The sequence below is a fragment of the Protofrankia sp. Cj5 genome (genome assembly GCF_917627405.1).
Taxonomy (GTDB): Bacteria; Actinomycetota; Actinomycetes; order Frankiales; family Frankiaceae; genus Protofrankia.
Genome location: NZ_CAKJTO010000011.1, coordinates 32,955 through 54,002 on the forward strand (window position 1 = coordinate 32,955; position 21,048 = coordinate 54,002).

A 21,048-nucleotide genomic window follows, 5' to 3' on the forward strand; every position below is an offset into this window, starting at 1 on the left:
CGTCAGCCTCGGGCGAGCAGCCGGCGGCAGCCGTCGGCTATCCGGGCGCGGTCGGGGATGTACGCCCGCTCCAGCACCGGGCTGAACGGCACCGGGGTGAACGGCGCGCCCAGGCGCGACACCGGCGCGTCGAGGTAGTCGAAAGCGGCCTCCTGGACCTGCGCGGCGATCTCCGCGCCGATGCCACCGAACCGTACAGCCTCGTGCACCACGAGCACCCGGTTGGTGCGCACCACCGACTGCACGATCGTCTCGCTGTCCAGCGGCTGCACGGTGCGGGGGTCGATGACCTCGACCGAGACGCCCTCGGCCGCGAGCTCCTCGGCGGCGGCCAGCGCCTCGACGGTCATCCGGCCCAGGGCCACGACGGTGACGTCGTCACCGGTGCGCAGCGTGGCGGCCGTGCCGATCGGCACCTCGTAGATCTCCTCGGGCACCTCGCCCCTGGATCCGAGCAGCGCCTTGTTGAGCATCACGATGACCGGGTTGTCGTCACGTACAGCGGAGACGATCATCCCTTTGGCGTCCACCGGGGTGGCGGGCATGAGCACCTTGAGGCCCGGGGTGTGCGCGAGCCATGCTTCCAGGCTCTGGGAGTGCTGCGCGGCGGCACCGAGCCCGGCGCCCGCCGCGGTCGTGATCGTGAGTGGGACGCTGACCGAGCCGCCGTACATGAACTTCATCTTCGCCGCCTGGTTGACCACCTGGTCCATGCAGACGCCGAGGAAGTCCATGAACATCAGGTCGCACACGGGCCGCAGGCCACGGGCGGCGGCGCCCACACCGAGGCCGATGATCGCCGCTTCGGAGATGGGGGTGTCCACAACACGGCGCGGCCCGAACTCCGACAGCAGCCCGTCGAACATGTGGAAGACCCCGCCGTAGCCGGCGACATCCTCGCCGGCCACGAACACGTCGTCGTCGGCGCGCATGACCTGCGCGAGGCCCTCGTTGAACGCTTTGACGTAGGTCAGGGTGCGTGTCATCGGCCGTGGAGCTCCTTTCACCGCTGGTCGTCGTGGGCGTCACATGCCGTAGGAATCACACGCTGTAGACATCCCGGGCGATGTCAGCCGGGTCCGGCTCACTGCTCGCCGTGGCGAAGGCGATCGCCGCGGCGACCTCGGCCCTGGTCCGCGCCCAGATCTCCGCAAAACGCTCCGGCGCGACCGTGCCGGCCGCGGTGGCCCCGCTCTCCAGCAGCTTGATCGCGTCGCGTTCCTTCCAGGCGTCGATCTCCTGCTGGGTGCGGTACGGGATGCGCAGGCCCTTGACGCCCTGATGATCGTAGTAACGGTAGGTCTTGGCCTCGACCAGCGTCGGGCCGCCACCGGACCGGGCCCGCTCCACCGCGCGCAGGGTGGCCGCCCGGACCGCGGCCGCGTCCATACCGTCGCAGATCTCGCTCGGCATGCCGTAGGCCGCCGCGCGATCGGCAACGTCGGTGAGCAGCATGTGCCGGGCCTGCGGGGTGAACTCGGCATAGCCGTTGTTCTCGCAGACGAGCACCACCGGCAGGCGCAGCACGGCGGCGAGGTTGGCCGCCTCATGGAAGCTGCCGATGTTGGAGGCGCCGTCGCCGAAGAAGGCCATCGCGACGGTGCCGTCGCGGCGGTAGGCGCCGGCGAACGCCGCGCCCACCGCGATCGGGATGCCCGCGCCCACGATCCCGTTCGCGCCGAGCATGCCGATCGACAGGTCGTTGATGTGCATGCTCCCGCCCCGGCCGTGGCAGTAGCCGTCGACTCGGCCATACAGTTCGGCGAACATCCGGCGGAAGTCCGCGCCCTTGGCGACCGCATGGCCATGCCCGCGGTGGGTGGAGGTGATCTGGTCTTCGTCCCGCAGCGTGCTGATCGCGCCAGCGGCGACCGCCTCCTGCCCGACGTAGAGATGCAGGAAACCGGGCAGCGTGCCGGCCTCCATCAGCCGACCGGCCTCGGTCTCGAACACCCGGATGCGCACCATCCGGCGGTGCAGGTCCAGGAGCACGCCCGCGTCGGCACTGGCACCGGCGTCGGCGTTGGTGCCGACGCGGGCGTTGGTGGCGGCGACGGCCGCGGGCTGGGCGGGCCGGGCGCTCTGGTCGGCCGCGACGGCTCGCGTCATGATGCCTGCCCCTCTCTGCCTGGCCCGGCGGCCGCGCGCAGCGGACCGCTGTGCCGTCCGAGCATCCGGGAGTTTGTCGAAATGGACTCTAGTAAGAGATGCCTCCCCACACCAGACTCATAGCCGGTGTTTGTCGTTGGCCTCCGCCGCAGGAGTGCCCGCCCCGCCCGCCCCGCCCGCCCCGCCCGCCCCGCCCGCGGCACCCGCGGCGGAACCCGGAACTGTTTCTTGACTGCTCTTACAGTTATGGGTCTACATTCGACATGACCGGCAAGCACGCAGCCGGCAGACGTGAGAAGCGGGGCGGTGAGGTCCGTTGGAGCTGGTGGGGATCGGTGCGCGGGCACGGCGTGAGCCGGCTGGTGTCGCCCTCGTCGACGACACCAGCCGGCTCACGTGGGCGGAGCTCGCCGACCAGGTACGCGCCGTGGCTGCCGAGATGCTTGCCGTCGCGGACGGTGACGGAGCGCGGGTCGCCGTCACCGGTGAGAACCTCATCCCAACCCTTGTCGCGCATGCCGCGGGCATCTGCGCCGGGGTCGGTACCGTGGCGCTGTCCCGCCAGCTCACCGCCGGTGAGTTCGCCGACCTGCTCGTGGACGCCGGCGCGGTGGCCGCCGTCGCCGGGCCGGCTGGCCGCGAGGGCATCGCCAGGGCCGCCACGTCCGTGCGGTTACGTGCCGTAATTGTCCACGGCGTCTCCCCCGGACAGCACCCCGGCTGGACGGACTGGGCGGACTGGACGGGTAGCGACCGGCCGTTGCCGGCCATCGCCAGCCGGCCCGCCCGGCCGCCTATCGTCTACACATCCGGCACCACCGGGCGGCCGCGGGGCACCGAGGTGCGCTGGACGGCGCCGACCCCCGGCACCGCGGCCGGCTATGCCGCCGCGCTGGCTGCCCGCTCGGCCTTCCCGCCCGGCCCGCATCTCGTGGTCGGGCCGCTGGCGCACAATGGCCCGCTCAGCTGCCTGCGCCATCTGCTGTCCGGGCAGCCCGTGGTCATCCTCGGCCGGTTCGACGCGGAGAATGTGCTGCGGCTCATCGAGGCCCACCGGGTGACGTCGTCGGTGCTGGTCCCGACGCACTTCGCCCGGCTGCTCGCCCTGCCCGCGGACGTACGCGACCGCTACGACGTGACCAGCCTGCGCAGTGTCTCCCACACCGGGTCGGCCTGCCCACCCGACACCAAACGGGCAATGATCAACTGGTTCGGGCCGGTGCTGGTGGAGTCGTACGGAGGCAGTGAGGCGGGCACTGTCTGCCGTATCACAAGCGACGAATGGCTTGCCCGGCCCGGGTCGGTCGGGCGGTGCGTACCACCGTTCGAGGCGGTCGTCCTCGACGCGGACAACGCGCCGGTGGGCGCCGGCGAGATAGGTGTGCTGGGTTTTCGCGCCCCAGCCGACCGGGGCATTCGTTATCACGGCGACCCCGTCAAGACCGCGGCCGCCTACCTCGCGCCCGGCGTGTTCACGCTCGGCGACATCGGCTTCGTCGACGCGGATGGGTACGTCCACATCACCGACCGGCTCGCGGACATGGTCGTCTCCGGTGGGGTGAACCTCTACCCGGCCGAGTGCGAACGTGTGCTGGCCGACCACCCGGCGGTCGCGGACGTGGCCGTGATCGGTGTGCCTGACGCGGACCTGGGCGAGACGCTACGGGCGCTGATCGTGCCCCGTGGAGAACCGCCGGGCCCAGGCGAGCTCGACCGCTTCTGCCGGCTGTCACTCGCGTCGTACAAATGCCCCAAATCATATGAAATGCTCGCCGAGCTTCCCCGTAACGCCATGGGGAAGCTTGACAAAAAAGCGTTACAACGTTCTTACTGGCGCTCTGAGCGCACCATCGCGGGATGACATCCCGTACATCGGGGCAGCCCACCAGGCATCATGATCAGTCATGATGTCCAGACGGGGCCGCCCGCGGAGAGTGCGCCCATCCGCACACCCGCCGCCCGGCTGACCAGACAGACAGCCGTCTTCTGATCTCACCTGAAACCTGATGATGCTCTCTAATTAAGTGAAGTTTACTTATACTTCTGATAACCTCCGCTAGGTCGACATCAGCGATCACGGAGGTATCAGGCGTGTGGAGTGAGGTTGTCCCGAACCTGCTCATCGGGTTACGCGAAGGCCTGGAAGCGGGCCTGATCGTCTCGATTCTGGTTGCCACGCTTGTGCGTGCCGGCGAGCGGGCACGCCTGCCCCAGGTCTGGACGGGCGTGCTGGCCGCTGTCGCGCTCTCCGCGAGCTTCGGCGCCGTCCTGACCTTCGCCGCCACCGAGCTGTCGACCAAGGCCCAGGAAGCGTTCAGCGGCATCCTGAGCCTGGTCGCGGTCGGGTTCGTCACCATAATGATCTTTTGGATGCGCAGCTCGGCGCGGGCGCTGTCCAGTGAGATCAGCGAAAAGATCACGGCTGCCCTGGCACTCGGGCCGGGCACGCTGATCATCACCGCGTTCCTGGCCGTCGCCCGGGAGGGGCTGGAGACGTCCCTGTTCGTCTGGACGACCACCCGCGGCGCGTCCGAATCGGTCGCTCCGCTGCTCGGAGCCTGCGCCGGCCTCGCGCTCGCCACCGGTTTGTGCGTCGGCATGTACCGGCGGGCCGTGAAGATCAACCTGACGAAATTCTTCACGCTCACCGGCATCGGGCTCATTGTGATCGCGTCCGGCGTGGCCGGCTACGGCCTACGCGACCTCCAGGAGAGCGGCATCCTGCCCGGCATCGACGCGGCCGCGTTCAACCTCGGCACCACCATCGACCCGAGCTCGTGGTACTCCAGGCTCATCGAGGGCATCTTCAACATCACGCCACGCATGAGCGTGCTCCAGGTCGTCGGCTATCTCGGCTACCTGATCCCGGTCATGGTCCTGTTCGTCCGGGGTGTCCGCCCCGCCCCGGCGGCATCCGCCGCTGTGCCGGCAGCCGCTGTGCCGGCAGCCGCCGGGGCCGAGGTGCCCCAGCCGGCGCCAGCCGAACCAGCACCAGCACCAGCACCAGCACCAGCACCAGCGGCTACCAGCTCACGGCGGGTGCCCCGGTGGGTACTCCCAGCGGCCCTGGTGGCGGTGCCGGCCGTTGCCGCTGGCGGCGCCATCCTCGCCCTCGGCCCGTCCGCCCCAGCTGGTGGCACGACGATCGAGGCGACCTCCACTTCCTGCGTCACCGCCTGGGAGGCTCCGCATCCGGGTCGAATGATGTTCACCGTCCGCAACACCGGCGGGCAGGCCATGGAGATACGCTTCATCGACCCGGCAAACGGGGCGATCCACGCCGAGATCGAACTGCTCGCGCCGGGCACCAGCCGGCCACTGTCCGTGACCATCGGTGGCGGCACCTATGCCTGGCAGTGCCTGTCCGACGGCGGGGAGCCCGTCGTCTCGGCGAGCCGGCGGGTAGCCGGGTCGAGCGCTGGCGGGCAGGCGATCATCCCGGTCACTGAGGAGACCGTGAAGGCACCGGTGGAGGCCTACCGGGCGTTCGTCACCGCCGGCCTGGCCACGCTGCAACGCGACACCGACACGCTCCGGGCTGACATCGAGTCAGGTGACCTCGACGCGGCCCGTCGCGACTGGCTCCCGGCCCATCTCAGCTACGAACGCCTCGGCGCCGCCTACGGCACGTTCGGCGATTTCGACGCGTCGGTCAACGGCCAGCCCGCCGGCCTGCCGGACGGCGTCAGCGACCCGGACTTCGCCGGGTTCCACCGCGTCGAGCACGGGCTGTGGCACGGCGAATCGGTGGACTCGTTGAAGGCGTCCGCCGCGACACTCGCCGATGCCGTCGGTGCGCTCGCCAAGGCCTTCCCGACCCAGGAACTCGATCCGAACGACCTGGCCCTGCGCAGCCATGAAATTCTCGAGAACACCCTCGAGTTCCAGCTCACCGGTGCCGCCGACCAGGGCAGCAACACAACGCTGGCAACGGCCGCGGCGAATGTGGACGGCACCCGCGAACTGTTGACAATCATCACACCGCTGCTGGCGGCCCGTGCGCCAGCGACGCTGGCGGCCTCCGAACGCGAGCTCGACGCGTTCGGATCGCTCCTGGCACGGATCGCCCACCCCGCCGGGACCTGGATCGCCCCGGCCGCCCTCCCCCGCGCCGACCGGCAACGCTTGAACGGCAGCCTCGGCGCGCTGCTGGAAACCCTCGCGCCCATCCCGGACATCCTGGAAATCAGGAGCACCGGATGACCGGGTCCGGCCTGCCCAGCCCCAACACCAGCCCCAACACCGACCTCACCGGCTCCTCTGCCGCACCGTCTGCCGCACCGTCCTCCGGAGTGCCACCCATCATGGCCGAAGCGTCCGAACCATCACCGCCGCCGCGGCAGGCAACCGCCGCTGACACCGCCACCACAGCCGCCACCAGCTGTCCGGTGCCCCGGCGCCGCGCCGGGTTCGCCGGGGGCGCGCTCGGGCGCCGCTCCTTTCTCGCTGGCGCGCTGGCCGCGGGCGCGGCCGTGGGCGCCGCGGGCACCGCGCTGGCCACCACCACCACCACCGCCACCGCCAACGCCGACGCCGGCAGCCCCAGAAGCTCCGACGAGGTGGTCGCCTTCCACGGGAGCCACCAGGCCGGGATCATCACACCACCACCGGCGGCGGCGATGTTCGCGTCCTTCGACGCGATCACGACGGACCGGGCCGGGCTTGTCGACCTGTTCAGGACAATCACCGAACGGGCCCGTTTCCTGACTGCCGGCGGCACCCCGGTCGACCTCGGCACGACCGCCCCGCCGTCGGACAGCGGCATCGTCGGGCCCGTGGTGCCCCCGGACGCGCTGACCGTCACCGTCGGTGTGGGCGCATCCCTGTTCGACAACCGCTTCGGCCTGGCCGACCGAGCGCCGCGTCACCTCACACCGATGCGCACCTTCCCCAACGACAACCTGGACGCCACGCAGTGCCATGGCGACATCAGCCTTCAGCTGTGCGCGCACAGCCGCGACACCGTGCTGCACGCGCTGCGTGACATCGCCCGGCACACCCGCGGCGGCATGCAGCTGCGGTGGCGCATCGACGGCTTCCAGAACCAGCCCCGGCCGTCGGGAGCCCAACGCAACCTGCTCGGCTTCAAGGACGGCATCGCCAATCCGGACGTGACCAGCGCCGCCGAGCTGGACCGGCTGGTCTGGGTGCACGGCGGCGACGAGCCCGCCTGGACCACAGGCGGCTCCTACCAGGTCATCCGGGTCATCCGGATGCTGGTGGAGTTCTGGGACCGGGTCTCCCTCAACGAGCAGGAAATGATGATCGGCCGGCGCCGGGACACCGGCGCGCCGCTGGACGGCACCGCCGAGACCGACACCCCGGACTACGCGGGCGACGCCGACGGAAAGATCATCCCGCTCGACGCGCACATCCGGCTGTCCAACCCCCGCACCGCCGAGACCGCCGGCTCCCGTATCCTGCGCCGCGGCTACAACTACGACCGGGGCATCGACACCAACGGCAACCTCGACATGGGCCTGGCCTTCTGCTGCTACCAGCAGGACATCGCCCGCCAGTTCGAGGCGACCCAGACCCGGCTCATCGATGAACCGCTGGTCGACTACATCAGCCCGACCGGTGGCGGCTACTTCTTCGTCCTGCCCGGCGTCCGGGACGCCGCCGACCACCTCGGCCGTGCTCTGCTCACCTGACCCTGGACGCCGGCCTGGCCGGCAGAGGACGAGCTGGTGGCGGGCCGGGACCAGGTAACACCGGCCCGCCGCCGGCCATGATCGCCGCTATCAGGCACACACCCAATAACCGATTCCGGGCCTGCCCCGGCCCCGGCCTACCGTCTTCGCTCGGTCAGGCCTTGACAGCGACGGCTACCGCGTCGGCGAGGCTGGTGGTGGGGCGGCCGAGCAGGCGGCGCAGGTCGCCGCTGTCGGTAGTCAGCTCGCCGCGGCCGATGCCGAGATCCGAGTCGGCGAGCAGGCTTGCGAAGGCCTCGGGGACACCAACGTCGACGAGAGCTTTGGTGTACTCCTGGGCAGGCAGGTTCTGGTAGACGACCGTCCTGCCGCTCTGGCGGGAGACCTCGGCGGCCAGCTCGGTCATCGTGAAGGGCTCGTCACCGCCCAGTTCGTACACGGCGCCCGCCTGGCCGGCGCCCAGCAGGACGGCAGCCGCCGCGGCGGCGAAGTCGGCGCGGGTGGCGCCGGCGATCCGGCCGTCGCCCGCGGCGCCGAGGAGCACGCCGTGTTCGAGCGCGGGAGCGAGGTTGTCGGTGTAGTTCTCGATGTACCAGCCGTTACGCAGGAAGACGAACGGCAGGCCGGAGTCGCGGATGATCGACTCGGTGGCCTTATGCTCCGTGGCCAGCGCCAGACCGGTGGTGTCGGCGTTGAGGATGCCTGTGTACGCGATGAGGCCGACGCCGGCCGCGACGGCCGCATCCACGATGTTGCGGTGCTGGGCCGCGCGCTGGCCGACCTCGTTGGAGGAGATCAGCAGCAGTTTGTCCGTGCCGGCGAGGGCCGTGGCGAGCGTCTCGGGCCTGGTGTAGTCGGCCTCCCGAACCTGCACGCCGCGGGCGGCGAGGTCGGCGGCCTTCTCAGGGCCGCGCACGGCCGCGACGACGTCGCCGGCGGGCACGCCGCGTTCCAGCAGCTCCTCGATGACAAGGCGGCCGAGGTGCCCGGTGGCGCCGGTAACAGTGATCATAGCTTTCTCCCTGGTGGCCGATCTGGCGTTGCCTGCCCGTGCGGTAGGCACTCCAGGAGTGTACTAACTATTTGTAAGTGCAGTCATATTGGTTAGTACGGTTGATGGGGATGGCGCCCTGAATCGCTACAGTGGGTACCATGAACCGCTCGACCCCTACGACGGCCGTGTCCGCCGACCCGGCGGACGCTCTGGCCGCCGACGTCTTCGCCCGCGCATGCCCTTCGCGGCGGACGATGGAGACCGTCACCAGCAAGTGGGGGGTCCTCGCCCTGGCAGCGTTGACCCAGGGCGAATACCGGTTCAACGCGCTGCGCCGCAGAGTCGACGGGGTCAGCGAGAAGATGCTGTCGCAGACGCTACAGGCGCTGGAACGCGACGGGCTGGTCCGCCGGGACGTCCAGGCGACCATCCCACCACGCGTGGAGTACAGCCTGACGCCGCTCGGCGTGCGCATCGCGGCGAAGCTGCGCGAGCTGATAGAGCTCATCGAGAGCGAGATGCCCGCGGTGATCGCGGCCCAGACGTGCTACGACCGCGCGAAGCCCCCTGCCTCGTCGGCCTGACGTTCCTGGCGATCAGGCTGCCGGACAACGTCTGGCAGTGCCTGTTCACCATTGCCGAATCCGATCGGCGCTACGACGCGACGATCCGGTGGACCGACCACGGCACCGCGACCACCACCGCCGAACCCGGCGTCGCGGCGATCCACCGGTTGGACAGCAGTACAACCGCCGTCCAACCGGGAGACACCATCACTGTCACCGAGGAACCGATCCTCATCGACCACCGGCCATAGGTCGTTCCCCACCCAGCCAGCTGGCATGGCCGCAGGCCCCGCAGCGTATTCCGGCCGGGGGGATTCCGGTGTGATCTCCTGCCTGGCGCCTGGCGACCGGTTACTATAGCCAGACACAAGAAACTTCGGGAGGCGTCATGGTCACGCAGGAGCCCGGCACCCGCGCCCGTTGCCCCGGCCCGTCCGCTCAGGACTACCTCGCCGCGGACACCCGGCCCGTGCCCAGCGTCCTGCGGCTCACCGTGAACGAGTACCTCGGCAACGAGGATATCGATGCCGAGCGCTACATCTCCCCCGCCTGGCATCGTCTGGAGGTCGAGAAGCTCTGGCGGCGGGTCTGGCAGTTCGCCTGCCGGGAGGAGGACATCCCCGAGGTCGGTGACCACGAGATCTACGAGATCGCCGACGACTCGCTATTGATCGTGCGGACCGCCCCGACCGAGATCCGGGCCTTCGTCAACGCCTGCCTGCACCGCGGGCGCAAGCTGCGCACCACCAGCGGGCACGTTCCGGAGTTCCGCTGCCCGTTCCACGGGTTCACCTGGAACATCGACGGCACCCTCAAGAGCATCCCGTGCGCCTGGGACTTCCCCCACGTCGACCGGGAGAAATTCAGCCTGCCCGAGGCGAGGGTCGCCACCTGGGGCGGCTTTGTCTTCATCAACATGGATCCCCACAGCGAGCCGTTCGAGACCTTCGCCGGCGACCTGCCGGACCACTTCACCCGGTGGCCGCTGGAAGACCGTTATACCTCGTTACACATCGCGAAGGTCCTGCCCTGCAACTGGAAGATCGGGCAGGAGGCCTTCATGGAGGCCTTCCACGTGATCGGCACCCACCCGCAGCTACTGGCCTGGATGGGCGACGCCAACTCCCAGTACGACGTGGTGGCCAGCGCCAACTGGGACCGCACGATCACCGTGCAGGGCGTGCCGAGCCCGCATCTGGCGGGCGGCGTGACCGAAGAGGATGTCCTGGAGAGCTTCTACTTCTCACGCGGCTTCTACGCCTCGACCCAGGGCCGGGACCTCACCGCGGCTGGCGGCGACCTGCCGGAGATCCCAGCCGGTGGCACGGCCCGCGCGGTGCTCGCCGACCAGATGCGCGCCCAGTTGAGCGCGCTCTCCGGCGAGAGCTACGCGGAGGTCACCGACAGCGAGCTGCTGGACGCGGTCAACTATATTCTCTTCCCGAACTTCCACCCCTGGGCGGGGAAAAAATCGAATATCGTCTATCGGTTCCGGCCCTACGGTAACGACCCCGACCGTTGTGTTGCCGAAATCTTCTTCCTGTCGGGATGGCCCAAGGGCACCCCGCGCCCGGCCCCGGCGAAGATCCGATGGGTGCCCGCGGGCATGAACATGGCGGACGTTGCCGAACTCGGTCTGCTGGGCCCGGTCTTCGACCAGGACCTCGCCAACCTGCCGTTCGTCCAGCAGGGCCTGAAGGCGACCCGCAAACCAGGCATAACGCTCGCGGACTATCAGGAAAGCCGCATCCGGCACTTTCACCATCTGCTCGACACGTGGATGTCACGCTGACCGCTCAGGTGACGGTAACGCCGTCCGGCATCGTGCTGGCCGTGGCCGAGAGCGAGACCGTCTTCAGCGCCGCCCGGCGGCACGGCCTGTGGTGGCCGACCGTCTGCGGCGGGCTCGGCACCTGCCGTATCTGCGTGCTGCGGGTCAGCGCGGGGGCCGACAACTGCGGCCCCGTTGACGATCGTGAACAGGAGGGGCTGACCGCCATCGGTCCGGAGGCGGACGGGCGCCTCCGGCTGGCCTGCCGGCTGCGTGTGACCGGCCCGGTCGTGGTCGTCAAGCGCGGCGTACGCCGTGTGGAGGAACTGCGCGGCCTGGAGGAGCTGTGAACGTGCGGTGAACGCAAAACCCATGAGCCTGACTCATCCGATCACCAAACAGGTGTACACGCTGACCGACACCGGGCTGGTCGAGGTCCACGACCCGATGACCGGCCAGCGCGGCCTGTTCGACTCCGAGGGCCGCTGGCAGTCGGGCGAGATCCGTCACGCGGACCTGCAGATCACCGGCTGGGTCGGCCGCCGCGCCCGGCCGCGGGACGGGAAAACCCCGCCATGAGCACCGCCGGGCGCCACACCCGGGTGGTGACGCTGGCCCGCCGTCCTGGTCCGGGCGGACCGGCGCCCGAGGACTTCACGCTCACCGAACGAGCAGTGCCCGAGCTGGGTGCGGGCCAGCTTCTCGTCCGCAACGCCTTCATGAGCGTTGACCCGTCGATGCGGGGTCGCCTCGAGGAGACCGAGAAGCACTACACGACCAACTTCGCCGTCGGCGAGCCGCTGGACGGCTCCGCCATCGGGCGGGTGCTCGCGAGCCGCGTTCCCGGTATCCACCCAGGCGCGTGGGTGCGCCACCGGCTCGGCTGGCGAGAGCTGGCGATCGTCGAGGCGACGCCGGGAAGCCCCGCGGCGTTCAGCGCCGTCGACGCCGCGCGCGCCGCGCCATCGGCCTGGCTCGGCATCCTCGGCCAGACCGGTTTCACCGCCTATGCCGGGTTGCTGCGTGCGGGCAAGCTGGCCAGGGGGGACGCTGTCTTCGTCTCCGCGGCCGGCGGGGCGGTCGGCAGCGCGGTCGGCCAGCTCGCCCGGCTGCTGGGTGCCGCCAGCGTCATCGGCAGCGCGGGCAGCGTGGCCAAGTGCCACCTGCTTACCACGGAGCTCGGCTTCGACGCCGCGGTCGACTACCGCGCGGAACCGATCGCGGCCGGGCTCGGGCGGGCCGCGCCGGACGGCATCGACCTGTACTTCGACAACGTCGGCGGCGACCACCTGGTGGCCGCGCTGCATGCCCTCCGGGTCGGCGGCCGGGTCGTCCTCTGCGGCATGATCTCCCAGTTCACCTCGACGGCACCCCAGCCCGGTATCGACCACCTCATCCAGGCTGTGCTCAGACGGGTGACCCTACGCGGGTTCATCATCCGCGACCACGAGGACCTGCGGACGGAGTTCACCGACCGTGTCTCGGGCTGGCTGCGGACCGGCGAGCTCGTATCCAGACAGACGGTCGTGGACGGCCTGGAAAACGCGTCCGCAGCCTTCCTCGGGATGCTACGGGGTGACAACGTCGGCAAGATGCTCGTCCGTGTCGACCCCGACGTCGAAGCATGACCGAAAGCCGCACAATCCGCCGGCCGCGGGTCTGGGAACGTGTGGTCGACGCTGAGGTCCTGGACGCCGAATCGACCGCGGCAGCGCCCAAGCCAAGGGTGCGGTAACAGACCTCGCCAACGCGGCAGAGCCGTTCAGAGCCGCTGGGTGCGGAAGAACGCGCGGACGTCGTCGACAAGCAGCTCGGGCTCCTCCATCGCCGCGAAGTGGCCGCCCCGGGCCATATCCGTCCAGTGACACAGGGTGGGGAAGGCTGCCTCGCACCAGCTACGAGGAGCCCGGACCATTTCGGCCGGGAACGCGGCATGGCCGAGCGGGACCGTGATCGGCGGGGGCGTGTGGCGCCGGCCGGGACCGATCGACTCGTAGTAGAGGCGGGTCGACGAGTTGATCGTCCCGGTCAGCCAGTAGATCGAGATATTGTCAAGCAGCCGGTCGTGACTGAAGCGAGATTCGATCGTGCCGTTGCAGTCGCTCCACCCGTGGAACTTCTCCACGATCCAGCCGGCGAGCCCGGCCGGCGAGTCGACGAGGCCGTAAGCCAGCGTCTGCGGCTTCGTCCCCTGGATCTTCTGGTAGCCGGTCTCGTGGTCGGCGAAATGCTTCACCCGGGCCAGGATGGCCAGGTCCGCTTCGTCCAGGCCGGCGGTCGGGTCGTTGCGGTCCGGTGGCGGCGCCGGCAGCAGGTTGAGGTGGATGGCCCGTACTCGCTCGGGGGCCAGGCCGGCAGCCGTGGTGGTGACCGCGCTGCCCCAGTCGCCTCCCTGCGCGAAGAAGCGCTCATAGCCCAGGCGGGTCATGAGCTCCAGGAAAGCGGACGCAGCCCGGATGATGGTCCATCCCCGCTCGGTCGTCGGACCCGAGAAGCCGTAGCCGGGCAGGGACGGGACGACGACATGGAAGGCGTCGGCCGGGTCACCACCGTGGTTTGCCGGGTCGGACAGGGGGCCGAGCACCTGCCAGAACTCCGCCACCGAGCCCGGCCAGCCGTGGGTCAGCAGCAGGGGCCTCGCCGTCGGTTCGGGAGAGCGTGCATGGATGAAATGGATGCGCTGCCCGTCGATCCCGGTGGTGAACTGAGGAAAGGCGTTGGCCCGGGTCTGGAAGCCCGACCAGTCGTAGTCGTCCTTCCAGTACCGACACAGCTCGACCAGGAAATCGCGTTCGGTGCCGTACTCCCACCTCGTGCCGGGTATCTGGTCGGGCCACCTGGTCCGGGCCAGCCGGTCACGGAGATCGTCGATCTCGGCGGTGGTGACGCGCACATCGAAGGGTTCGATGGTCGGTGGGGTCATGGCCTGGTCCATTCGCGGGTCACGCCGGTGGGGGTCGATGGGCACGCTGTGGGTCTTTTACAGGTCCGGCTGACGGGTCATCGACAACCATCTCCCAAAATAAAAAAATTATATGACTAATTGCGGATCAAAGGACCAGGGTGGCTCCCTGCGCCGCCTTGCGACGCACGCGCCCCAGCCCCGCTCTTTGATCTACACCCCTGTTACCGGAGCCTCCTACCCGGCGCCGTGCTCCGTGCCGTAGACCGCTCTGGACAAGCAACGGTCGAGCACCGTGATGAACTCCGGGACGGTCCAGCTCCCCCGGTCGCTGTGGCCGAGGTCGTCGACGCCGAGATCCTGGACGTCGAATCGGCCGCGGCAGTGCCCAAGGGTGAGGTAGCAGACCTCGCCGGCAGCATGGCGACGCAGGTAGAGCACGGGCTGGCGAGCGTCCGCGGAAGCGGGCACCTGCCCTTCGGCGAAACCCCGGGACGGCCCGCGGTAGCGGGTGTGCAGCAGCACGTCGATCGGCGGGTGCAGCTCACTGACGTACAGCTCGTCGCTGACCTGGAAGGGGCTGATCCCCGCGACCAGCGGATGATCCGGCTGGGTGATCTCGACCTGATAGGGCGCGATCGGGGGGTGGCCGAGGAACTGGCTGCCCAGCACCGCGGCCACCGCTCCGAACACCCGCGGCGTCGTGAACAGACGCTCCCCGCCCGGCGTGGGCGCCTCGATCGCCGCGTTGGTGGCGTGCAGTGCCAGCCACCGCCCGCCGCGCGCCACGAAGTCCACCAGAACCCGCTGCTGCTCACGGCTGGGACGCACGTCACAGGTGTAGGTGACGAGCAGGTCTGCGGACTCGATCGCATCGATGCGGGCGTAGTCCTCGAAGACCCGGGTGCGCACCCGCTCGTGTCTTCCCAGGCGCTCAAGAAGGTGTAACCGCGCGAAGTCGAAGTCGTGCCAGCGCCCGCCGCACACGAGTACGGCCTCCACCCGGCCGGCCGGTCCCGCCATGGCTCGCAACCGCCGGTTCTAGAACTGCACGCGGGTGACGAGCCCGCCGTCGACCACGAGGTTGACGCCGTTGCAAAACCCGGCCCGGGGACTCGCCAGGAAGGCGACGGCTGCCGCGACGTCCTCAGGGCGGCCGTACCTGCCAACAGCGATCTTGGCCAGGACCTCCGCGTAGACCTCCGGCCGCTGCTCCCGGATCTTCTCCCAGTCGCCGCCGGGGAATTCGATCGGCCCGGGGGAGACCGTGTTGACCCGGATCCCCCGCGGCGCGAGGGTCCGCGCGAGCGCCGCGGAGTGGTGCAGCACGGCCGCTTTGATAGCCGAGTAGGCGTTGGCCGATGCCGGCCGCACCGTGTCGAAGGCGTTCGTCGTGCCGATCGCGATGATCGAGCCACCGCCGTCGGCGAGGTGCGGCACCGCGGCCTCGGCGAGCCGGACGAACGGCAGCAGGTCACCGTCCAGGCTGCGCTGCCACTGGCCAGGGTCCTTGGCCGCGCCGGCGGATACGTTGGACACGACGATGTCCAGCCCGCCCAGTTCCGCCGCGGCGCCGTTGACGAAAGTGGTGAGCGCGTCGGTGTCGCTGACGTCGAAGGGCTCGGCACACACCTGGGCACCGTCGGCACGCAGCTCGGCCGCGGCCTTCTCCAGGCCTTCGGCGCCGCGGGCGCACAGGGCAAGCGAGCAGCCCTCCTGGGCCAGCGTCGCCGCGATCGCCCGGCCGAGTCCTCGGCTGGCGCCCGTCACCAGCGCCCGCCGTCCCGCCAATTCAAGATCCACTATCTGTCACCTTTCGTCGGCCATCGATGAGTTGCCCACATATCCCGCGTGTTCAGTGGGGCAATCATCAGCGCTGTGGGTACCGGTACGGCGGGCATCAGTACGGCGCTATTCCGCCGCTCACAGTGATGCACTCGTTGTGCAGATAGGGCACCTCGTCGCTGAGGATCCACGCCGCGGCCGCCGCGATCTCCGCGGGAGTGGCGTACCGGCCGAGCGGCACCGCGCGTTCCATGCCGCCCCTGAAAGCCGTCTCGCCCACCCCGGCCAGCGTCCCAAGGCCGGCGCCCAGCGAATCCATCATGCGGGATTCGACGACGCCCGGCGCCAGGGTGTTGACCCGGATTCCAGCACCCGCGACCTCCAGGGACAGGCAGCGGGCCATGCCGTGCACGGCATGCTTGGAAGCATTGTAGATCGCTGTTCCACCGGCCCCCATCAGCGCCGCGATGGACGCGGTGAAAAGTATCGAGCCGCCGTTGCCCTGGGCCACCAGCTGCCGTACCGCAGCCTGCGCTGACAGAAAGGCCCCGAGCACGTTGACGGCGAAAACCCGGTGGTAGTCAGCCGGATCGAAATCCGCCACCGGCCGCACCATGCACTCCACGCCGGCATTGGCATGGTAATGGTCCAGTTTTCCGAAGGCCTGGACAGCCGCGTCGACACTGGCCTGCGCGCCGGCCGGCGTGGTTATGTCGACGCCGACGCCCACGGCGTCACCACCGATGGCCCGCGCGACCGTCCCGGCGGCGGCGTCGTCGAGGTCGGCGACCACGACCAGTGCCCCTTCCGCCGCAAGCCGCCGGCTGACCGCCGACCCGATCACACCCGCACCGCCGGTGACGACCACCGACCGACCGCTGAGTCCCGCGAGCATCCCGATCCCTTCTTGAAGCCTGTCTCACGTCGTGGGTCCGGCTCACCGCGCCCAGACGGCCCCTGGCCGTGTTCTCGGACGAACCGATACAGCCCGTATCGCGGTCGGCCTCGACCAGGGCTCGTTGCCTGGGGAACTTCTTCGGCAGACTCCGGACCCGGAGCACGGGAGCTGCCGCTATCGGGCTCCTCGCCCGAGAGCGGCCGAGGAGCAGCCGGGGACACGGCGCTCCCTCCGGGGCTACTTTTGTGATGGCGACAACAGTAACTGCCCTTGGCCGTCCCGCCAATATCTGTCCATAGGTTCCGTGCGGGCGGCACCGTCCGGTGGCGGAAAAATCAATGACAAAGCGTCGACCATTAATCGACAGTGAGTATCCGTTCGGACACGGCATCCAGCGCGCGGCGCAGCGCCTTCGGCGGCTGCTGGCTCAACGGGCCGTCGTCCATGCGCATCGGATGGATGGCGAGCAGCAGGTGGTTGAGGGTACGCGCGGCCAGTGACTGGGTGGCATGCTTGGCCACGGCGGAACGCCGCGTGGCCGGCACCCGCGCGGAGACGATGTAGTCGAACGACCGCTCGATGTGCAGTTCCTCGAAGTCCCGCCGCAGCGTGCGCGCCTGCTGGGTCGCGCCGGGCATGTGCAGGTAGAGCAGCCGCGCCTCGTCGGGGTGGGCCTCGATCCAGTCCCAGACCGCGGCGGTGACCCGCCTGAGCGCGGTGAAGTCACCGGGCTCGTCATCGGAGCGAGCCGCGGCGACGACGGCGTTGGTCGCGCCGACCACCCGCCGCAGCGCCACGTCGAACAGCTCCTCCTTGCCGGAGAAGTGGTAATAGACAGCGGTGGGGACGACCTGGGCCGCTGCCGCGATGTCCTGGACACTCGCCTCGTCGAACCCCTTGCGTGCGAACACCCGGATGGCGGCGCTGATAATAATCTGGCGTCTGGATGGCCGGTGGGCCGGCGGCCTGCCCCGCTCGGGCAGGTCTGCGGGCTCCGCCACGGTGAACGCCTCCCGACCGTCTGTTGCTGTTCGCAGAGCCATGCCGGCCCAGGTGTCCCGCAGCTTTCAGGAGTAATCTGCCACATGACCGCGAGCACCGACCGGAGCGGTGAACCACGACGACCGGCACACCGGCCATCCCGCCGCCCTGATGTCATCGAGGCTGCCACCCGGCTGTTTGCCATGCGTGGCCTGGAAACGGTCACCGTTGCCGACATCGCCGACGAAGCCGGGATGACGCCGGCTGCCGTCTACTACCACTTCCCGTCCAAGGCTGACATTCTACTGGAGGCCATGCGGAGCTTCAGCGATGCCTTTGTCAGGGAACTGGATGCCCAGATCACCGGACCGGCCGCCGACGACGGCCCCATCGGTGATCTGCTGACCAGCATGCTGGGCTGGCTCGACGGCCAGCGCCTCGCCGGAACGGTCTACTTCGTGACATCGTCCGGGGCGAATCTCGCGGCGGAGGCGTTGCGCCGGGAAACCCGGGTCCGCCTGATGGAGCTGCTTACCCAGGCGGTGCGCACGGCCCGGCTCCCCGCCCAGCGCATACCGGCGGCAGAAGCCGGTGTGATGGCGACAGGCCTGCTGTCTCTGATCGAAACGGCGGCGGCATCCTGGCTGGCCGAGGACGCCATCCTCGAAGGGCTCGGCCGACGCCGTTTCCTGCGGGAGACCGCCGCGCTGGCCGAGCGCATCGTCAGCACCTGACGTCAGCTGGGCTGACGATGACTGTTGAGCTATGCCTCGTCTGAACTATGCCTCGTCGGCATCGGCTGCCGGTGAGGCTGGTTCCACCGGCAGGGCTGGCTCCGCGGGGGCGGATGCCGGTGCCGGGATGTCGACATGCGGCGCCGGAACATCACCAGAAACGGTACCGGAAGCTGGCGGGCCGGGCCGCGCCTGGCCCGCCAGCAGGGACCGCGCGAGCTGGAGACCGGCGCTGCCCTGGGAGAGCGCCTGGGTCAGCAGCTCGCCGATACCGGTCGCGCCATTGAGGAGGATCATCTGGTCGACGTCGCCGAACGGCTTCGCCGCCGCCTCGACGATGGCCGGCCACTGCTCGGCGAGCTGCTGGCCGATCACGGCCTCCTGGTTCACCGACAGGGCGTCCGCCCGCGCCCTGATCCCCGCGGCCTCCGCCAGCCCCTTGGCCTGCAGGGCGTCCGCCTCGGCATCACCGACGGCGCGCCGGGCATGCGCCTGGGCATCACCGAGGGTACGGGTCGACTCGGCCTGCGCCGCCGCCAGCAAGGTCGCCTCCCGGGCGCTCGCCTCAGCCGCGCTGATCTGCGCGTCGCGGCTGGCACGGGCCAGGGTGATCTGCTCATAGGCACGGGCGTCCGCCGGCTTGCGGATCGTCGTCTGCAGCCGCTGTTCCTCCAGGTCCGCCTCAAGCTGGGCAACCTTGGTCTGCTCGACCACGACCTGCTGGTGAGCGGCTGCTTCCGCCAGCGGGCCGGCCTGCTGCCCTCGCGCGGCGGCCTCGTCGACCTCGGCTTGGAAACCCGACTGCTTGATGGAGCTGTCCCGGGCCGCTTCCGCTTTGAGCGCCGCGGCGACCTGTTCCTGCTCGGTCGCCTCACGGTCGGCCTGCGCCTCGGCGATGCGCGCCTGGGCGGCCACGGCGGCGACGTGCGGGCGGCCGAGATTCTTGATGTAGCCGGTGGGATCGTCGATCTCCTGGATTTGCAGGGAGTCAACGATCAGCCCGAGCTTCTGCATCTCCATACCGGAACTCGCCCGGGTCAGCGCCGTCAGTTTCTCCCGATCCCTGATCATATCCTCAATGGTGAGCTGGCCGACTATCGCCCGGAGATGGCCGGTGAAAACATTGTGCACCCGGTCATCCATCTTGTCCTGCTGGTCAAGGAATCTCCGGGCGGCGTTGGCGATCGAGGCGTAGTCATCCCCCACCTTGAAAATCACCACACCGCGCACGCCGACCGGGATGCCCTGCTGGCTGACACAATCGGTACTCAACTGAGCGGCTCGAAGATCCAATGACAGGCGCCGCACGTTCTGCCCGCCCGGGAACACCAGCACCCCTTTCCCGGTGATAATCTTGAAACCCAGGCTTTCCGCCACGGCGTTGTCCGGATTTTTGTACGCCCGTAAGCCGGAGATAATCAGCGCTTCGTTGGGTTCCGCCACCCGCCACATCAACTTGATAACGCCGATGATGCCGATGACACCCGCACCCACCGCGATGAGGATCGGGACCACGCGATCTCCTCTGTTGAGACCCGGATTTGCTGAAACTTACGAGAATGCGCTGGCCAGAAGCCAGAACGGCGTACCCAGCGGTGGTCCTCACAACCTGGTGACGATCACGGTACGGGGCGGGTGATACTCCACGATAAGCACGCGGGAGCCGATCGCGATGGTCACACCGTCCTCAGCGGCATAGGCATGGAACGCCTCCGCGCCACCACGCACGGAAACCATCACCTCGCCCACCATATCCGGCCTGATTGTCCCGGTCACCCGAGCCGTCTTGCCCAGCATGATCTGATCGGCCATGCACTCTCCCACTCGGTATCGGGATAGAGCATAGGCACTCAGAGCGTGTGTGAGATCGTCATTCCGGCTCGCCGCGCCCAGGCGTCCCCTGGCTGCGTTGTCGGCCAAACCGATACAACTCATCCGGTATCGCTTCGGCCTTCCGCCTTGCCAGGGAGCGCCTGGACACGGCTCACTGATCGAAAGCCCGATCTCACACACGCTCTCATGGTTCCCGACCGTAGGCCCGTGGCGAACAGCCCATACACCATTGTCGGGAGCATGACGATCCAATGCGATCGGATCAGGCGCCGCGGCGGGCACGGCCACCGGCAGCGGTCAGGATGGAGGCTCGCCCGGGGCTCCGCTCCGCCAGGCGTCGGCACCGGCTGACGTGGCCGCGGCTGTGGCGGCCCTGGCCTGCTGGAGTTTCACCTTCGCGATCTCACTGGGCGGCACCTCCAGCTGCCGCGCCCACTGCCGGGTCGCCGACACCACGGCGACGCTGACCAGAGCCATGCCCGCAGCTCCCAGCAGGCCGCCGATACCGACGAGCAGCCCCCCGCCCACCAGCAGCCGCCGGCTGGGCTGAATGCCACGGCCGTATGTCTGCGCACCCATATATCCGCCGCCTTGTCGTCCGGTGTCTTTCCGGCACCGTGCCGCCGGTCAGCCGGTGGTTTGACGGTGCCACCACCACGAGACCCGCGACATCAGCCCGGAGCTTTCCCGTCACCGATTCTGGCCGCTCGGGGCCGCGGCGCATCACCCGCCGCGAGTGATTCAGGACCGGTGATTCAGGACCGCGGGCGCGCCATCCGGATGGGTGGGATAGCCATCCGGATGGGTGGGATGCGGACGGC

At 69.3% G+C, this 21,048-nt stretch carries 21 protein-coding genes; 10 read left to right on the forward strand and 11 right to left on the reverse strand.

Translation table 11 applies throughout. The features are described from left to right. Nucleotides 1-2: 2 nt before the first annotated feature. Both MJ777_RS04505 and MJ777_RS04510 read right to left on the reverse strand, forming a co-directional pair. Nucleotides 3-986: an alpha-ketoacid dehydrogenase subunit beta gene (locus tag MJ777_RS04505; protein ID WP_239373402.1), complete on the reverse strand. Its 984-nt coding sequence runs from the start codon at nucleotides 984-986 to the stop codon at nucleotides 3-5. A gap of 55 nt (nucleotides 987-1,041) precedes the next feature. Next, the gene (locus tag MJ777_RS04510; protein ID WP_239373404.1) at nucleotides 1,042-2,109 is read right to left on the reverse strand and encodes a thiamine pyrophosphate-dependent dehydrogenase E1 component subunit alpha; all 1,068 of its coding nucleotides are present in this window, start codon (nucleotides 2,107-2,109) and stop codon (nucleotides 1,042-1,044) included. Nucleotides 2,110-2,434: 325 nt separating this feature from the next. Between MJ777_RS04510 and MJ777_RS04515 the strand changes: the two genes are divergently transcribed. The 3 genes from MJ777_RS04515 to efeB all read left to right on the forward strand — a co-directional run bounded on the left by MJ777_RS04515 (nucleotide 2,435) and on the right by efeB (nucleotide 7,763). Continuing rightward, on the forward strand, nucleotides 2,435-3,970 hold the full coding sequence (locus MJ777_RS04515; RefSeq protein ID WP_239373449.1) for an AMP-binding protein: 1,536 nt from the start codon (nucleotides 2,435-2,437) through the stop codon (nucleotides 3,968-3,970). A 230-nt stretch (nucleotides 3,971-4,200) separates the two neighbouring features. Beyond that, entirely contained in the window at nucleotides 4,201-6,312 is a 2,112-nt protein-coding gene (efeU, locus tag MJ777_RS04520; RefSeq protein ID WP_239373406.1) for an iron uptake transporter permease EfeU, read from the forward strand. Further along, nucleotides 6,309-7,763 carry an iron uptake transporter deferrochelatase/peroxidase subunit gene (efeB, locus tag MJ777_RS04525; RefSeq protein WP_239373418.1) on the forward strand — a complete coding sequence of 485 codons (1,455 nt, stop codon included), beginning with the start codon at nucleotides 6,309-6,311 and terminating at the stop codon, nucleotides 7,761-7,763. Before efeU ends, efeB begins: the two co-directional genes overlap by 4 nt. A 154-nt stretch (nucleotides 7,764-7,917) precedes the next feature. Here the strand turns inward: efeB and MJ777_RS04530 are convergent, their stop codons facing one another. Continuing rightward, a complete protein-coding gene (locus tag MJ777_RS04530) occupies nucleotides 7,918-8,775 on the reverse strand; it encodes an SDR family oxidoreductase (protein ID WP_239308802.1) in 858 nt (285 codons plus the stop codon). Between the two features lie 140 nt (nucleotides 8,776-8,915). On the opposite strand from MJ777_RS04530, the gene MJ777_RS04535 reads away from it, so the two are divergent. From MJ777_RS04535 to MJ777_RS04560, 6 genes are all read left to right on the forward strand, one after another. Continuing rightward, entirely contained in the window at nucleotides 8,916-9,341 is a 426-nt protein-coding gene (locus MJ777_RS04535; RefSeq protein WP_239373420.1) for a helix-turn-helix domain-containing protein, read from the forward strand. Continuing rightward, entirely contained in the window at nucleotides 9,302-9,574 is a 273-nt protein-coding gene (locus MJ777_RS04540; RefSeq protein WP_239373422.1) for a hypothetical protein, read from the forward strand. The genes MJ777_RS04535 and MJ777_RS04540 overlap by 40 nt, the downstream gene beginning before the upstream one ends. Nucleotides 9,575-9,711: 137 nt before the next feature. Continuing rightward, nucleotides 9,712-11,115: an SRPBCC family protein gene (locus MJ777_RS04545; RefSeq protein ID WP_239308803.1), complete on the forward strand. Its 1,404-nt coding sequence runs from the start codon at nucleotides 9,712-9,714 to the stop codon at nucleotides 11,113-11,115. After that, nucleotides 11,100-11,444: a 2Fe-2S iron-sulfur cluster-binding protein gene (locus MJ777_RS04550; protein ID WP_239308804.1), complete on the forward strand. Its 345-nt coding sequence runs from the start codon at nucleotides 11,100-11,102 to the stop codon at nucleotides 11,442-11,444. Before MJ777_RS04545 ends, MJ777_RS04550 begins: the two co-directional genes overlap by 16 nt. Before the next feature lie 7 nt (nucleotides 11,445-11,451). After that, a complete protein-coding gene (locus MJ777_RS04555; protein ID WP_239308805.1) occupies nucleotides 11,452-11,673 on the forward strand; it encodes a hypothetical protein in 222 nt (73 codons plus the stop codon). Next, entirely contained in the window at nucleotides 11,670-12,722 is a 1,053-nt protein-coding gene (locus MJ777_RS04560; protein ID WP_239373424.1) for an NADP-dependent oxidoreductase, read from the forward strand. Before MJ777_RS04555 ends, MJ777_RS04560 begins: the two co-directional genes overlap by 4 nt. 134 nt (nucleotides 12,723-12,856) lie before the next feature. Here MJ777_RS04560 and MJ777_RS04565 read toward each other — a convergent pair whose 3' ends face one another. The 5 genes from MJ777_RS04565 to MJ777_RS04585 form a co-directional block, all read right to left on the reverse strand. Further along, nucleotides 12,857-14,017, reverse strand: a complete 1,161-nt coding sequence (locus MJ777_RS04565; RefSeq protein ID WP_239373426.1) for an epoxide hydrolase family protein — start codon at nucleotides 14,015-14,017, stop codon at nucleotides 12,857-12,859. A 216-nt stretch (nucleotides 14,018-14,233) separates the two neighbouring features. After that, nucleotides 14,234-15,019: a ThuA domain-containing protein gene (locus tag MJ777_RS04570; RefSeq protein ID WP_239308807.1), complete on the reverse strand. Its 786-nt coding sequence runs from the start codon at nucleotides 15,017-15,019 to the stop codon at nucleotides 14,234-14,236. Nucleotides 15,020-15,037: 18 nt separating this feature from the next. Further along, nucleotides 15,038-15,799, reverse strand: a complete 762-nt coding sequence (locus MJ777_RS04575) for an SDR family NAD(P)-dependent oxidoreductase (RefSeq protein ID WP_239373428.1) — start codon at nucleotides 15,797-15,799, stop codon at nucleotides 15,038-15,040. Between the two features lie 97 nt (nucleotides 15,800-15,896). Continuing rightward, nucleotides 15,897-16,676 carry an SDR family NAD(P)-dependent oxidoreductase gene (locus MJ777_RS04580; RefSeq protein WP_239373430.1) on the reverse strand — a complete coding sequence of 260 codons (780 nt, stop codon included), beginning with the start codon at nucleotides 16,674-16,676 and terminating at the stop codon, nucleotides 15,897-15,899. A gap of 359 nt (nucleotides 16,677-17,035) precedes the next feature. Continuing rightward, nucleotides 17,036-17,680 carry a TetR/AcrR family transcriptional regulator gene (locus MJ777_RS04585; RefSeq protein WP_239308810.1) on the reverse strand — a complete coding sequence of 215 codons (645 nt, stop codon included), beginning with the start codon at nucleotides 17,678-17,680 and terminating at the stop codon, nucleotides 17,036-17,038. 84 nt (nucleotides 17,681-17,764) lie between these two features. On the opposite strand from MJ777_RS04585, the gene MJ777_RS04590 reads away from it, so the two are divergent. Beyond that, a complete protein-coding gene (locus tag MJ777_RS04590) occupies nucleotides 17,765-18,394 on the forward strand; it encodes a TetR/AcrR family transcriptional regulator (RefSeq protein WP_239373432.1) in 630 nt (209 codons plus the stop codon). Nucleotides 18,395-18,439: 45 nt separating this feature from the next. Here MJ777_RS04590 and MJ777_RS04595 read toward each other — a convergent pair whose 3' ends face one another. The 3 genes from MJ777_RS04595 to MJ777_RS04605 form a co-directional block, all read right to left on the reverse strand. Beyond that, on the reverse strand, nucleotides 18,440-19,909 hold the full coding sequence (locus tag MJ777_RS04595; protein WP_239308812.1) for a flotillin family protein: 1,470 nt from the start codon (nucleotides 19,907-19,909) through the stop codon (nucleotides 18,440-18,442). An 87-nt stretch (nucleotides 19,910-19,996) separates the two neighbouring features. Beyond that, a complete protein-coding gene (locus MJ777_RS04600) occupies nucleotides 19,997-20,206 on the reverse strand; it encodes a hypothetical protein (RefSeq protein ID WP_239333780.1) in 210 nt (69 codons plus the stop codon). Nucleotides 20,207-20,524: 318 nt separating this feature from the next. Beyond that, complete coding sequence (locus MJ777_RS04605) at nucleotides 20,525-20,806, reverse strand: hypothetical protein (RefSeq protein WP_239308814.1); 282 nt, start codon at nucleotides 20,804-20,806, stop codon at nucleotides 20,525-20,527. Nucleotides 20,807-21,048 lie beyond the last annotated feature (242 nt).

Excerpts from the sequence above, each read along its gene's own strand:
- MJ777_RS04505 (WP_239373402.1), bottom strand. The coding sequence starts at position 986 with ATGACACGCACCCTGACCTACGTCAAAGCGTTCAACGAGGGCCTCGCG.
- MJ777_RS04510 (WP_239373404.1), bottom strand. The coding sequence starts at position 2,109 with ATGACGCGAGCCGTCGCGGCCGACCAGAGCGCCCGGCCCGCCCAGCCC.
- efeB (WP_239373418.1), top strand. The coding sequence starts at position 6,309 with ATGACCGGGTCCGGCCTGCCCAGCCCCAACACCAGCCCCAACACCGAC.
- MJ777_RS04530 (WP_239308802.1), bottom strand. The coding sequence starts at position 8,775 with ATGATCACTGTTACCGGCGCCACCGGGCACCTCGGCCGCCTTGTCATC.
- MJ777_RS04535 (WP_239373420.1), top strand. The coding sequence starts at position 8,916 with ATGAACCGCTCGACCCCTACGACGGCCGTGTCCGCCGACCCGGCGGAC.
- MJ777_RS04545 (WP_239308803.1), top strand. The coding sequence starts at position 9,712 with ATGGTCACGCAGGAGCCCGGCACCCGCGCCCGTTGCCCCGGCCCGTCC.
- MJ777_RS04560 (WP_239373424.1), top strand. The coding sequence starts at position 11,670 with ATGAGCACCGCCGGGCGCCACACCCGGGTGGTGACGCTGGCCCGCCGT.
- MJ777_RS04565 (WP_239373426.1), bottom strand. The coding sequence starts at position 14,017 with ATGACCCCACCGACCATCGAACCCTTCGATGTGCGCGTCACCACCGCC.
- MJ777_RS04570 (WP_239308807.1), bottom strand. The coding sequence starts at position 15,019 with ATGGCGGGACCGGCCGGCCGGGTGGAGGCCGTACTCGTGTGCGGCGGG.
- MJ777_RS04580 (WP_239373430.1), bottom strand. The coding sequence starts at position 16,676 with ATGCTCGCGGGACTCAGCGGTCGGTCGGTGGTCGTCACCGGCGGTGCG.
- MJ777_RS04590 (WP_239373432.1), top strand. The coding sequence starts at position 17,765 with ATGACCGCGAGCACCGACCGGAGCGGTGAACCACGACGACCGGCACAC.
- MJ777_RS04600 (WP_239333780.1), bottom strand. The coding sequence starts at position 20,206 with ATGGCCGATCAGATCATGCTGGGCAAGACGGCTCGGGTGACCGGGACA.
- MJ777_RS04605 (WP_239308814.1), bottom strand. The coding sequence starts at position 20,806 with ATGGGTGCGCAGACATACGGCCGTGGCATTCAGCCCAGCCGGCGGCTG.